Origin of the sequence: Pseudokineococcus basanitobsidens, assembly GCF_037482545.1 — a bacterium.
Lineage (GTDB): Bacteria > Actinomycetota > Actinomycetes > Actinomycetales > Quadrisphaeraceae > Pseudokineococcus > Pseudokineococcus basanitobsidens.
On sequence record NZ_JBBIAA010000009.1, the window covers coordinates 54,778 to 68,310 of the forward strand.

The following is a 13,533-nucleotide window of genomic DNA, read 5'->3' on the forward strand; positions in this document are numbered from 1 at the left end:
GGGTCGGGGTTCGTCGCGACCACGAGCTCCACGCCGGGCACCGTACGGCGCCGCGGCGCCCCGACGACGACGACGGCGACGACGCCGCGGACGTGTGGACCCAGGACGCGGATGACCGCGTCGTGGGTCCACGCGATCAGGTCGAGGCGGCGAGCCGGTCCTGACGCTCGTCCTCAGCGGCCTGGAGGTCACCGCGGTCCTTGAGCACGAACCACACCCGGAACCAGTAGCCCTCCCCGTCCAGGAGCGGGCTGCGGCGCCAGACGTAGGCCCCCGAGAGGACGTAGGCCGCGACGCCCGCGACGGCCGGGGTGAGCGTGGACGACACGTCGAGCGCGAGCGCTCCCGCAACCCCGACGAGGAGCAGCAGCGACGCCGCCCCCGCCAGGAGTCCCGTCCCGCCCGGTCCCCTGGCGTGCGACATGACGACGCCCCACGACACGCCGAAGACATGAGCGAGCACCACCACGAGCGTCATCCGTCCTCCTGCCGAGGGCCCCAGGGAGGGCAGCGTAGGGACGGGACGGGCCGCCGCGCGGGCCAACGCCCGGACCACCGCGGCCGTCTCCGGTTACGGTGCCGCGCGGGGGCGCCGGTGCTGCCCGCCACCTCGAGGGGGAGTGATGAGCGCGCAGGGCCACGTGGCGGCGGAGGCGCGCGCCCGCGCGTTGATCGACGCGCAGCTGCGCGCCGCCGGCTGGGACGTCCAGGACCGGTCGGACACCAACCTCTTCGCGGCACAGGGCGTCGCCGTCCGCGAGGTGCCGATGGCAGCGGGCCACGGCCGTGCCGACTACCTGCTCTACGTCGACAGGCGCGTCGTCGGCGTCCTCGAGGCCAAGCCCGAGGGGACGACCCTGTCCGGCGTCGAGTGGCAGTCGGCCATGTACGCGACCGGCCTGCCGACCGACGTGCGCCTCAAGGCGGTGACGACGGACGGGCGGCTGCCCTTCGTGCTGGAGTCCAGCGGCACCGAGACCCACCTGACGAACGGCTACGACCCGACGCCGCGCTCCCGGCTCGTCAGCCACCCCCCGCAGCCGGCGACGCTCGCGCGGGTCGTCCGCGACGCGGAGGCCGACCCCGACCGGGCGACGTGGCGCGCGAAGGTCCGCCACCTGCCGCCCCTGAGCGTCGAGGGGCTGCGTCCGGCGCAGGTGACGGCGATCGAGGGCGTCGAGCGTTCCCTCGCCCGGCAGCAGCACGACCGCTCGCTCGTGCAGATGGCGACGGGCGCGGGCAAGACCTTCACGGCGATCACGCAGGTCTACCGGCTGCTGCAGCACGGCGGCATGCGGCGGGTCCTCTTCCTCGTCGACCGCAACAACCTCGCCGACCAGACGCTCGCCGAGTTCCAGAACTACCGGACGCCGGGCGACGGGCGCCGCTTCACCGAGATCTACAACGTCGACAAGCTCACGAGCGCCGGCGCCCTCGGCAGCAGCTCGGTCATCATCTCGACCATCCAGCGGGTGCACGCGGTGCTCCGCGGCCGGGAGGCGGGCACCGAGGACGACCCGGGCGTCGACGACTACGTGCCCGACCGCCCCGTCGAGGCGCCGTACAACGCCGCCGTCCCGCCGGAGGCGTTCGACCTCGTCATCGTCGACGAGGCGCACCGCTCCATCTACGGGGTGTGGCGCGGGGTGCTCGAGTACTTCGACGCGCACGTCCTCGGGCTGACGGCGACGCCGGGCAAGCAGACCTTCGGCTTCTTCCGGCAGAACCTCGTCAGCGAGTACACCTACCCGCAGTCGGTCGTGGACGGCGTCAACGTCGACTTCGACGTCTACCGGATCCGGACGCAGATCAGCGAGCAGGGCTCCGTCATCGACGCCGGCACGGTCGTCCCGACGGTCGACCGGCGCACCCGGCAGCGCAAGTACGTCGAGCTCGACGAGGAGCTCGCCTACACCGGCCCGCAGCTGGACCGGGCGGTGACGTCGACCGACCAGATCCGCACCGTGCTGGAGACCTTCCGCGACCGCCTCCCCACCGAGATCTTCCCCGGGCGCAGCGTCGTGCCGAAGACGCTGGTGTTCTGCAAGGACGACGCGCACGCCGAGGAGGTCGTCACCACCGCCCGGCAGGTCTTCGGCATGGGGAACGACGCCGTCCGCAAGATCACCTACAACGCGCAGGACCCGAAGAGGGCGCTCAACGACTTCCGCCAGACGGCGGCCATGCGCATCGCCGTGACGGTGGACATGATCGCCACGGGCACCGACGTCCGTCCGCTGGAATGCCTGCTCTTCCTGCGGGACGTGCGCTCCGCCCAGTACTTCGAGCAGATGAAGGGACGGGGCGCCCGGACCATCGCGCCCGCCGAGTACCAGGCCGTGACGCCCGACGCCCGGGAGAAGACCCGCTTCGTCCTCGTCGACGCGGTCGGCGTCACCGAGCACGCCTTCGTCGAGCCGCCGCTGAACCGCGAGAAGGGCGCCTCGCTGCAGAAGCTGCTCGACCGCGCGGCGAACCTCACGCTCACCGAGGACGAGACGGCGACGCTCGCCTCCCGCCTGTCCGCCTTGGAGCTGCAGCTCTCCCCCGCCGAGCGCACCGAGCTCGACGAGGTCGCCGGCGGCTCGCTGCGCGACGTCGTCCGCGGGCTGGTCGACGCCGTCGACCCCGACGTGCAGGCCGGCGTCCGCGCCGGGCTGGAGGGGGACGCCGCCGACCAGGCCGTCACCGAGCTGCTGGAGCGCGCCACCGAGCCGCTGGCGGCCAACCCGCCGCTGCGGCAGCGGATCCTCGAGCTGCGCCGGGCGAAAGACCGGGTTGTCGACGAGGTGAGCGAGGACGTCCTCCTCGACGCCGGCGGCGTGGTCGATACCGACCGTGCCCGCTCGGTGGTGGAGAGCTGGACGGCGTACCTGCGTGAGCACCGCGACGAGATCACCGCGCTGCAGGTGCTCGAGGAGGCGCGCGACCGCCACCTGTCGTTCGCGGACGTCGAGGAGCTGGCCAACCGCATCAGGCGTCCGCCGCACCGCTGGACGCCCGACCTGCTGTGGCGGGCCTACGAGGTGGTCGAGGTCGGCCGGGTCCGGCACCGAGACAAGAGCCGGCTCACCGACCTCGTGTCCTTGCTGCGGTTCACGCTGGGCCAGGATGACGAGCTCGTGCCGTACGCCGACCGCGTGGCCGAGCGCTACGCCGCCTGGCTGCGCCAGCAGGAGCAGGCCGGCGCGGCCTTCACCGACGACGAGAGGTGGTGGCTGGACCGCATGGCCGACGTCATCGCCGCGTCCGCCGGCATCGGCCCCGACGACCTGGAGACGGCGCCCTTCACCGAGCGGGGCGGCCAGGACGGGTTGCTGCGGGCGCTGGGCAGCGACCGCGGGGTCGAGCTGTTCCACGAGCTGAACCGGGAGCTGACGGCGTGACGGCCTTGCCGGAGGGCTGGCGGACAACGTCGGCTCGACGAGGTCGCCGATACCGCGCTCGGAAAGATGCTCGACCGCGGCAGGACGCGCGGTCACCGCGAGGTGCCGTACCTCCGCAACGTCAACGTGCAGTGGGGGCGTATTGACCTCAACGACCTGCTGACGATGGAGATCGCCGATGACGAGCTCGAGCGTTTCGCCGTGGCTCCAGGCGACCTGCTCGTCTGCGAAGGCGGAGAGATCGGCCGCAACGCGATCTGGCATGGCCGAAGCGAGTACCTCGCCTACCAGAAGGCCCTTCACCGCATTCGTCCCCGCGCCGCCCTCGAGCCTCGGTACCTCAGCCACCTGCTCCGTCGGTACGCCGACGACGGGACGTTGGCCAGCGTCGCCACCGGGTCGACCATTGCGCACCTGCCTCAGCAGCGACTTCGCGCGCTGCCGCTGCCGCTGCCGCCGCTCGACGAGCAGCGGCGCATCGTCGCCGTCCTCGAGGACCACCTCTCCCGCCTCGACGCCGCCGACGCCTACCTCGTCCCGACACACACCCGCATCGAGTCGATGCGCCTGTCGGCCGTGCAGCGACTCCTCACCGCAACCGGGCACCGAGAAACGGTGCTCGATGACCTTCTCGACGTCTCGATCGGCGGCGTCTGGGGTAGCGCACCAGGCGAAGAGGCTGTCGACGTGGCAGTGCTCCGCGTGACGGAGCTCCGTCCCGGTGGCCGGCTCGACGAGAGCACCGCCGCGCAACGCTCTGTCTCGGCTGGTCAACTCGCCAGCCGACGCCTGCATGTGGGCGATCTCCTGCTGGAGAAGTCCGGCGGGGGGCCGAAGCAGCCCATCGGGCGCGTCGGTATTGTCGAGGCCATCACTCAAGAATCCGTGTGCGCCAACTTCATGCAGCTGATGCGTCCGGACGCCCGCCGCGTGGCACCTCGCTTCCTCCACCTCTACCTCAACCACTTGCACAGTCGCGGCGACACCCTCAGCATGCAGAAGGCGTCGACCAACATCCGCAACATCAAGGCGTCCGAGTACGTGCGTCTGGCGGTTCCCCTACCCGAGTTGGCCGACCAGCACCGAGTCATCGCCGAGGTGGCCGCTCTCGACACTGAGAGCAATCGTCTGAGAGAGGCGGTCGGGGCGGCGAGGCGACGCGGCCGAGGCCTACGCCGCGCCCTCCTCACCGCCGCCTTCACCGGCCGACTGACCGGCCGGTCCAGCGACATGGACGTCGCCGAGGAGCTCACCGAGGCGGCGACGTGACCGTCCCCGACTTCCAGACCCTCATGCGGCCGCTGCTGGCCGAGCTCGTCGACCGGCAGCCGCACCGGGTGCGGGACCTCACCGAGCGGATGTCCGACCTCTTCGAGCTCACCGAGGCGGAACGGGTGCAGATGCTGCCGAGCGGGCGCGCGCGGCTGATCGTCAACCGCGTGGGCTGGGCGGTGACGCACATGGCGCAGGCCGGCGTCGTCCACCGGCCGCAGCGCGGCCACCTCGTGCTCACCGACGCCGGCGCCGACGTCCTCGCCACCCACCCCGAGCGCGTGGACATGACGGTGCTCTCCGCGTTCGCGGCCTACCGCGACTTCCGGGGCCGCACCTCGGCCGAGGCGACGCCGCCCTCCGTCGACCCCGTCGCGAGCACCACGACGGCGACGCCCGGCGAGATCCCGGACGTCACCGCGGCCGCGTCGCCGCAGGACCTCCTGGCCCAGGCCGTCACCGAGAACCGGGCGGCCGTCGAGGGCGAGCTGCTCGACCGCGCACTGGCCCTCACCCCCACGGACTTCGAGCGTCTGGTCCTCGAGCTCCTGCGCGCCATGGGCTACGGCCGGGCGGGTCAGCTCGAGCACTCCGGCGCCTCCGGCGACGGCGGCATCGACGGGATCATCAGCCAGGACCCGCTCGGCCTCGACCGCATCTACCTGCAAGCCAAGCGCTACGCCGCCGGCCACACCGTCGGCCGTCCCGAGCTGCAGGGCTTCGTCGGCGCCCTCGCGAGCAATCAGGGCGACCGGGGTGTGTTCATCACGACGAGCACGTTCACCAAGGGGGCACTCGAGACGGCCGAGAGGGTGAGTCACCGCATCGAGCTCGTCGACGGCGGCCGCCTCGCCGCCCTCATGCTCCGCCACGGCGTCGGCGTCCAGGCGGAGACGACCGTGACGTTGCACCGCCTCGACGAGGACTTCTTCGAGGCCCTGTGAGCCGTAACCTCTCAAGCATGACCGCGCTTACCAGGTTTGCGGTCTGACTTAGGAGGTTCAGTGCGGAGCTTCGACGCGCAGACGCGCCTCATCGCCACCGTCCCCGGTGACGTCGTCCGGCTGACCTCCACGGTCGACCGGGGCCAGGGCCAGGAGGCGCTGCACGTCGCGCAGCTCCCGGGGCTGCTGGAGCAGCTGGCCTTCCGCGCGCGCGTGCAGTCCGTCAAGGCCAGCTCGGCACTAGAGGGGGTGGTCGTCCCGGACGACCGCCGGGCTGACCGCATCATCGCGGGGTCGGCGACGACTCTCCGCACCAGGGACGAGTCGGAGCTCGCCGGCTACCGCGACGCCCTCGACTACCTATGGGTCGACGACTGGCGCCCGCTCAACGTCGGCCTCGTCCTCCACCTCCATCGACTCCTGCTGCAGCGGACCACCGCGACCGGGGGTGCGCTCAAGACCTCCGACAACCTCGTCGTCGACCGCCTCCCGGACGGGACCCGTCGGGTGCGCTTCCACCCGGTGAGTGCCCAGGCCACTCCCTACTTCCTGGACGAGCTCGTCGGTCGTTTCCGGGACGAGCGAGAGCGCGACGTCCACCACCCGCTGTTGCTGACGGGTCTCTTCGTCCTCGACCTGCTCGTCATCCACCCCTTCGACGACGGCAACGGTCGGGTCGCTCGCATCCTCACCAACGCCCTGCTGGCGGACGTGGGCTACGGCGTGGCGCGGTACGTCAGCCTCGAGCAGCTCATCGCCGACACGAGCACCGACTACTACGCCGCGCTGCTCGCCTCCACGCACGGCTGGCACGAGGGCGAGCACGACCCCTGGCCCTGGCTGCGCTACTTCGCCGGCACCGTGGCCCGGTCCTACGAGCTCTTCGCCCAGCGTGCCGGGTCGTCGAGAGAAGCCGGCGGGAAGCGTGACCGCGTGAAGCGCTACGTGCTCGAGCAGGCCCCGACGACCTTCAGCATCGCCGACATCCGCACCGCCCTCCCCGGCATCAGCGACGGCACGATCCGCAACGCGCTCGACGACCTCCGCGCCGAGGAGCGCGTGGCCAGCGACGGGACGGGTCGATCGGCCACCTGGACGCGCCGCTGACCTCGGATGGTGGTCCCGCTCACCCGTCCGCCTTCCCGGGGTGACGCCGACCGGTGGACACGCCCCTCCGCGCCTCATGAGCCCACCGGCTTCCGTCGACGAGAGGGCTGAGCAAGAGCACGCGACTCGGGGGGGCTGGACGATGGCACGGCAGAAATTCGGCACGCCAGGGCGCACACGCGCCGCTGCCGCAGCGGTCGCCCTGGGCGGGCTCGTCGTCCTCGCCGGCTGCGGGGGCGTCGAACCTGTGGCGATGTCCGCGCCGGTCGTCGCCCCGACCACCACGGAGCCGCAGCCCCCGACCGACCTGACAGCCGAGCTGGGTGACACCACGACCACGCTGCGTTGGACGGCCTCTGAGACTCCCGACCTGACCGGCTACCGGCTCTGGGTCGACACCGACGAGCCGGTGGACCTCCTCGGCGACGCGTTGACCTACCAGCTCTCGGGACTCGACGCAGGCAAGCACCTCGTCCAGCTGGCCACGGTGACGGCGGACGGCGTCAGCGGCGCCGTCAGCTACTCCTTCGCAGTGCCCTACCCGGAGGCCTCCTCTCGCCCTCCCTCGCCCAGCGCGACAACCGCTACGCCACCCAGCCCGTCGACGCCGCCCTCGTCAGAGACGTCCACCGTTGCAGCAGCGGCATCCGCCGCACCTGTACCCCCAACTGCCGCAGTTGCCACCCCCACGAGGGAGAGCGGCACGTCCGCAGACTCGCGAGCCGCAAGCCGACGCAGCATCACCGTCGAGATGGACCTCATCCAGATCGTCAGCCATGACGTAACGCTCGGGGAGCCGGAGCCTGCCTGTGACACGAGCGGCACCGACGGCTACAGCGATATAGGCATCGGCGCCTCGATCACCGTTCGAGGGGCTTCGGGCAGCATCACGGGTACTGGCAAGCTGAAGGAGGGCCGCTTCCTCAGACTGCCCTCCGGCGGCGAACACCGCAGCGTCGTGCCGCCGGACGACTACTCGATCCCCTACGACGAGTGGGAAGAGCACGACTTCATCTGGGGCACCTGCGTCTACAGCGGAACGCTGGATGTACCGACGGACGACTTCTACACCGTCGAGGTCACGCACCGCGGTGAGATCTCCGTTTCCGAGACAGACCTGCAAGCGAACGGAGGAGTCGTCAGCACGTCCCTCGGGTGACCCAGCACGTCCTCCGTCCACGACACTGGGCCAGTGACCGTGACCGACGCCCGCCGCCTCGTCGACAAGCTCTGGTCGTACTGCAACGTCCTGCGCGACGACGGCGTCGGCACCATCGAGTACACCGAGCAGCTGACGTACCTGCTCTTCCTCAAGATGGCCCACGAGCGCGACGAGCGCGCCAACCCCTTCGCGAGCCGCGACAGCGCACCGAAGCAGCGCATCGTGCCCAAGGAGCTGTCGTGGCAGACGCTCCTCGACGCCGAGGGGCAGGACCTCGAGGACACCTACTCGCGCATCCTCCGCGAGCTGGCGCGTGAGCGCGGCGTCCTCGGCACCGTCTTCCGCAAGGCGCAGAACCGCATCCAGGACCCGGCGAAGCTGCGGCGCCTCGTCGTCGACCTCATCGACCAGGAGGCCTGGTCGGGCACCGGCACCGACATCAAGGGCGACGCGTACGAGGAGCTGCTGTCCCGCGGTGCCGAGGACGTCAAGTCCGGTGCCGGGCAGTACTTCACGCCGCGCCCGCTCATCGAGGCCGTCGTCGACTGCGTGGACCCCACCGTCGCGGACACCGTCAGCGACCCCGCGGCCGGGACCGGCGGCTTCCTCCTCGCCGCCCACGAGCACGTCGCCCACTCGGCAGCAGCCCGTGACTACACGCCGCCGCAGCGGACGCACCTGCGCGACGACCTCGTCCACGGCGTCGAGCTCGTCGACGGCACCGCCCGCCTGGCCGCGATGAACCTGCTGCTGCACGGCATCGGCGACCCGGCCGGCGCCAGCCCGATCGACGTGCGGGACTCACTCATCGCCCCGCCGTCGAGGCGGGCGACCGTCGTCCTGTCCAACCCGCCCTTCGGGCGCAAGTCGTCGCTGACGATGGTCGGCGCCGACGGCCGCGAGGTGCGCGAGGACCGGGAGATCGAGCGCCAGGACTTCGTCGCGACGACGTCGAACAAGCAGCTCAACTTCGTGCAGCACATCATGAGCCTGCTCGAGATCGACGGGCGCGCCGCCGTCGTCCTGCCGGACAACGTGCTCTTCGAGGGCGGCGCCGGCGAGGTGCTCCGCCGTCGCCTGCTGCGTGACTTCGACCTGCACACGATGCTGCGGCTGCCGACGGGGATCTTCTACGCGCAGGGCGTCAAGGCGAACGTGCTCTTCTTCGACAAGCGGCAGGCCCGCAGCGACGGGCGGCCGTGGACGGAGCGCCTCTGGGTCTACGACCTGCGGACCAACCAGCACTTCACGCTCAAGCAGAACCCGCTGCGCCGCCATCACCTCGACGAGTTCGTCGCCTCCTACAAGCCTGGCCGGCCCCGCGGCGAGCGCGCGGAGTCTGAGCGCTTCCGCTCCTTCGCCCACGACGAGCTGTTGGCGCGCGACAAGGCCAACCTCGACATCACCTGGCTGCGCGACGCCTCGCTGGAGGACCTGGACTCTCTGCCCGCCCCCGAGGTCATCGCCCGGGAGATCGTCGAGGACCTCACCGCGGCGCTGGCCGAGTTCGAGGCCGTCGCCTCGGCGCTGGAGGCCGCCGCCGCGGAGGGGGCGGAGGGCGCCGCGGTCGTCGACTGACGCGGCCGTCCGCCCGGGAGTCGGCGGCTCTCACGGCTGCTGCGGCCGGGCGGGCACCGGCCGCACGGGAGGCGAGAGCCGGGTGTCCCACTGCGTGCTCGCGAGGCGGCGCTCCGTGTGCCCGAGGAGGTCGAAGACCTCGCCGGCGAGGTAGGCGGTGGTGCCGCGGTCGACCTTCCGCCGCTGGAGCACCTCGGCCTCGGCGAGCTCCTCGAGTCCGCTGCGGGCGTTGTCGAAGGCGACGCCGAGCAGGCGCTGCGCCGCCCTCGCGGTGAGAACGGGAGCCTCGGGCAGCTGCCGGAGCAGCCGAGCGGTCGCCGAGTCGGCACGAGGAGCCCGGCGCCCCTCGCCGTCCCGTCGCACCTTCACCCGCTCACCCCACGTCCGCCGGAGCGCGGCGACGTCCGCCGTGAGGGCAGCCGCCTGGGAGGCGGCCACGTCGGCAGCCTCGAGGAAGAGATCCAGCCACGCCGTGGTGCCGCTCCGAGCCTCCTCACCCACCACGTCTCCGCCGTACCGGTACGCCGTCAGCCCCTCCACGTAGCGGTCCCCCAGCGTGAGCAGGACGAGGCTGACGGGAAGCACGGCGGACGGCGTGAGACCCCGTCGCCGGAGCACCGTGTGGACGAGCGCACGGCCGACACGACCGTTGCCGTCGGTGAAGGGGTGGATCGTCTCGAACTGGGCGTGGACGAGCGCCGCCTGGACCAGCGGTGCCTGCGCCGAGCCGTTGACGGCGGTGACGAGGTCGTCCATGAGCTCGGGCACGTCCGCCGCGGGCGGTGGCACGAACTCGGCGTCCAGGGGATGCCACGACGACCCGCCGATCCAGTTCTGGACGGCTCGCAGCCCGTGGTACCGCTCCTCGGGCAGGAGCGCGCGCTGCAGTGCCTCGACGTCGGGGACGGTCACCTCGTCCGCCGTCGCGAGGTCCGAGGCGGCGGAGCGGAGCACCGCGATGTTGTTGGCGACCAGTCGCGCCTGCTCGGCGACACCGGCGAAGGGCTCCTCCTGGGCGAGCTCGGCCAGGGCGACCTGCTGCGGGGAGGGGGCGATGCCCTCGATCCGGCTGCTGGCGATGGCCTCCGACCGCAGGAGGAACCGGGCCACCCCCTCGCGGCCCTCCACGCCGGGGGCCGACCCCAGGTCGCGGACCCGCCGTTCCACGGCCGCGGCCTTGCGCTCCAGCCAGACCGGCGCGTGGAAGGGCCTCCCGGCGAGCGGGTCGGGCAGGTACCGCCGGTAGTCGCCGGATCGGCGGTCACGGGCAGGCAGGCCGCTCACCGACGAGCCGTCCCACCAGTCCTGGCTCCACCCCGCCACGACGCCTCCTCCGGATGTGCGAGATCCGAGGGTCACGGCTGCAGTCGTTCGTGTCTAGCCGTCAGACATGAACCGAGGAGCCCGCCGTGCAGGGATACGCCCCAGACGTCGATGACCCGGACCTGGATCGGACGCGACGAGGGGCCGGCACCGTCTCGGTGCCGGCCCCTCGTCGAGGCGCTGCGGGTCAGGAGACCCGCGGGACGTCAGCTGGAGGCGTCCTTGGCCTTCTCCGTGGCCTGACGGGCGTCGCCCATCGTCTGGTCCTTCTGGCCCTGGCCCTGGAGCTCGGCGTCATCGGTCTTCTTGCCGACGGCCTCCTCGGCCTTCCCGACGCCCTTCTGGACCATGTTCTTGAGCTTGTCGCCTGCGGACATCTCGTACCTCCGGCTGGTCGGTGGATCTTCCTCCGACCACGGTAGGCAGCACCCGCCGCCGGCGCGCGCCGAGCGACGGCCGGTCGCTCAGAGGCCCATGGCCAGCCGGTGGTAGGCGGCGTTCCAGCGCAGCTCGTCGCGGAAACGCCGCGGCCGGGTCTCGGCGTCGATGATCGCCAGCTCGACGCCGAGCGTCTCGGCGAGGTCGGCGACGGAGTCCGTCGTCAGCGCCGACGAGAGCACGGTGTGGTGCGGCGCGCCGGCCTGCAGCCAGCACTCCGCGGACGTCCGCAGGTCGGGCTTCGGCTCCCAGACGGCGCGCGCCACGGGCAGGGCCGGCAGCGGCTCGTCGGGCTCGACCACGTCGACCTCGTTGAGGGTCAGGCGGAAGCGGTCCCCCATGTCGCTCATGCCGACGACGACCGCCGGGCCGGGGACGGCGTCGAAGACGAGGCGCACCGGGTCCTCGCGGTCGCCGATGCCGAGCGGGTGCACCTCGCACGACGGCGTGTCGGCGGCGATCGACGGGCAGACCTCGAGCATGTGCGCGCCGAGGATCTTCTGCTTCCCCGGCCGCAGCTCGTAGGTGTAGTCCTCCATGAAGGACGTCCCGCCCGGCAGGCCCTCGGCCATCGCCTTCATCGTGCGCAGCAGCGTCGCCGTCTTCCAGTCGCCCTCGCCGGCGAAGCCGTAGCCCTCGCCCATGAGGCGCTGCACGGCGATGCCGGGCAGCTGGCGCAGGGCGCCGAGGTCCTCGAAGTTCGACGTGAACGCGCGGAAGCCGCCGTCGTCGAGGAAGGTCCGCAGGCCCACCTCGATCCGCGCCGCCTCGCGCAGCGACCCGTGCCGCCCGGCGCCGCGGCGCAGCTCCGGATCCACGCGGTAGGTCGCCTCGTACTCGTCCGCGAGCGCGTCGACCTGGGCCTCGGTGGCGTCCGCGACGGCGGCGACCAGCGCGTTGACGCCGTAGGCGTTGACCGTCACGCCCATCCGCACCTGCGCGTCGACCTTGTCGCCCTCGGTCACGGCGACGTCGCGCATCGTGTCGCCGAAGCGCGCCAGGTGCAGCGAGCGGAGCTCGGCGCGGCCGACCGCCGATCGCACCCAGGCGCCGACCCTCGCCGTCACCGACGGGTCGGACACGTGCCCGACGACCGTCGTGCGCGCCACCCCGAGGCGGGACTGGACGTACCCGAACTCCCGGTCGCCGTGCGCGGCCTGGTTGAGGTTCATGAAGTCCATGTCGAGCGTCGCCCACGGCAGGGCGGCGTCGGCCTGGGTGTGCAGGTGCAGCAGGGGGACGTAGAGGACGTTCAGCCCGGCGATCCACATCCGCGCCGGCGAGAACGTGTGCATCCACGCGACGAGGCCGATGCAGTCGTCGTTCGTCGAGGCGTCCTGGCACATCCGCCGGATCGCCTCGGCGTCGGTGAGCACCGGCTTCCAGACCACGCGGACCGGGACGTCGGACGCCGCGTCGAGCTCCTCGGCCACGCGCCGGGACTGCTCGGCGACCTGGTCGAGCGTCTCCGGGCCGTAGAGGCCCTGGCTGCCCGTGACGAACCAGACCTCCTTCTCCACGAGTGCGGACCTCATGCCGTGGCCTCCTGGGTGCCGTGGGTGGCGGGCCGTTGCCCGTAGACGTTCTGGTAGCGGTCGTAGAGGCTGTCGATCGCGTCCTGCGCGATGGGCACGAGCTCGCCGAGCTCGCGGGCCACGTGCACCGAGCGCGCGACGTCCTCGCACATGACGGCGGCCTTGACGGCGCTCCGCGCGTCCTTCCCGATGGTGAAGACGCCGTGGTTCTGCATGAGCACGGCCTTCGAGCGGTGGCCCGTGAGCGTGTCGACGATCCCCCGGCCGATGTCCTCCCCGCCGATGAGGGCGAAGGGCCCGAGGGGGATGGGGCCGCCGAACTCGTCCGCCATCGCCGTCAGCACGCAGGGGATCTCCTCCGCCCGGGCCGCCCACGCGCACCCGTACGTCGAGTGCGTGTGCACCTGCCCGGCCACCTCGGGCATGTGCCGGTAGACGTAGGCGTGCGAGCCGGTGTCGGACGACGGCTGCTGCTGCGGGTCGACCGGGTCGCCGTCGAGCGTGCACAGGACCATGGACTCCGGCGTCAGGTCCTCGTAGAGGACCCCCGAGGGCTTGATGAGGAAGAGGTCCGCGCCCGGCACCCGCGCGGAGACGTTGCCGCCGGTCCACACCACGAGCCCGTAGCGGACGAGCTGGGCGTGCAGGTCGACGAGCTCCCCGCGCAGCCGCCCGACGTGGTCGGCGACCCGGGGGTCGGCCGGTGGCTGCGGTGACGGGCTCATGCCTCGGTCCTCTCGTCGCGGTCGTGGGGGCGTGCCCGTCCGACGCGGGACCCGACGGCGTCG

General features: G+C 72.1%; 10 protein-coding genes and 1 pseudogene. 6 read left to right on the forward strand and 5 right to left on the reverse strand.

From position 1 onward, the window contains the following. Positions 1–136 precede the first annotated feature (136 nt). Positions 137–478 (reverse strand): hypothetical protein, encoded by a 342-nt coding sequence (locus WDZ17_RS09750; RefSeq protein WP_339574958.1) that lies wholly within the window; start codon positions 476–478, stop codon positions 137–139. 145 nt (positions 479–623) lie between these two features. Here WDZ17_RS09750 and WDZ17_RS09755 point away from each other — a divergent pair, with 145 nt between their 5' ends. From WDZ17_RS09755 to WDZ17_RS09780, 6 genes and pseudogenes are all read left to right on the forward strand, one after another. Beyond that, entirely contained in the window at positions 624–3,386 is a 2,763-nt protein-coding gene (locus tag WDZ17_RS09755) for a type I restriction endonuclease subunit R (RefSeq protein ID WP_339574959.1), read from the forward strand. Positions 3,387–3,425: 39 nt separating this feature from the next. After that, a pseudogene (locus tag WDZ17_RS09760) lies at positions 3,426–4,655 on the forward strand (restriction endonuclease subunit S); the annotation flags it as partial. Next, positions 4,652–5,602, forward strand: a complete 951-nt coding sequence (locus tag WDZ17_RS09765) for a restriction endonuclease (RefSeq protein ID WP_339574960.1) — start codon at positions 4,652–4,654, stop codon at positions 5,600–5,602. The pseudogene WDZ17_RS09760 and the gene WDZ17_RS09765, both read left to right, overlap by 4 nt. Positions 5,603–5,662: 60 nt before the next feature. Beyond that, positions 5,663–6,709, forward strand: a complete 1,047-nt coding sequence (locus WDZ17_RS09770) for a Fic family protein (protein ID WP_339574961.1) — start codon at positions 5,663–5,665, stop codon at positions 6,707–6,709. Positions 6,710–6,962: 253 nt separating this feature from the next. Then, entirely contained in the window at positions 6,963–7,868 is a 906-nt protein-coding gene (locus WDZ17_RS09775; RefSeq protein ID WP_339574962.1) for a hypothetical protein, read from the forward strand. 39 nt (positions 7,869–7,907) lie between these two features. Continuing rightward, positions 7,908–9,449 carry a class I SAM-dependent DNA methyltransferase gene (locus tag WDZ17_RS09780; RefSeq protein WP_422631937.1) on the forward strand — a complete coding sequence of 514 codons (1,542 nt, stop codon included), beginning with the start codon at positions 7,908–7,910 and terminating at the stop codon, positions 9,447–9,449. Between the two features lie 30 nt (positions 9,450–9,479). On the opposite strand, the gene WDZ17_RS09785 is transcribed toward WDZ17_RS09780, so the two are convergent. From WDZ17_RS09785 to WDZ17_RS09800, 4 genes are all read right to left on the reverse strand, one after another. Beyond that, complete coding sequence (locus WDZ17_RS09785; RefSeq protein WP_339574964.1) at positions 9,480–10,772, reverse strand: Fic family protein; 1,293 nt, start codon at positions 10,770–10,772, stop codon at positions 9,480–9,482. A gap of 206 nt (positions 10,773–10,978) precedes the next feature. After that, a complete protein-coding gene (locus WDZ17_RS09790; protein WP_339574965.1) occupies positions 10,979–11,149 on the reverse strand; it encodes a CsbD family protein in 171 nt (56 codons plus the stop codon). Positions 11,150–11,236: 87 nt separating this feature from the next. Beyond that, positions 11,237–12,745 carry an L-arabinose isomerase gene (gene araA / locus WDZ17_RS09795; protein WP_339574966.1) on the reverse strand — a complete coding sequence of 503 codons (1,509 nt, stop codon included), beginning with the start codon at positions 12,743–12,745 and terminating at the stop codon, positions 11,237–11,239. Then, a complete protein-coding gene (locus WDZ17_RS09800; RefSeq protein WP_339574967.1) occupies positions 12,742–13,470 on the reverse strand; it encodes an L-ribulose-5-phosphate 4-epimerase in 729 nt (242 codons plus the stop codon). The genes araA and WDZ17_RS09800 overlap by 4 nt, the downstream gene beginning before the upstream one ends. Positions 13,471–13,533: the final 63 nt, after the last annotated feature.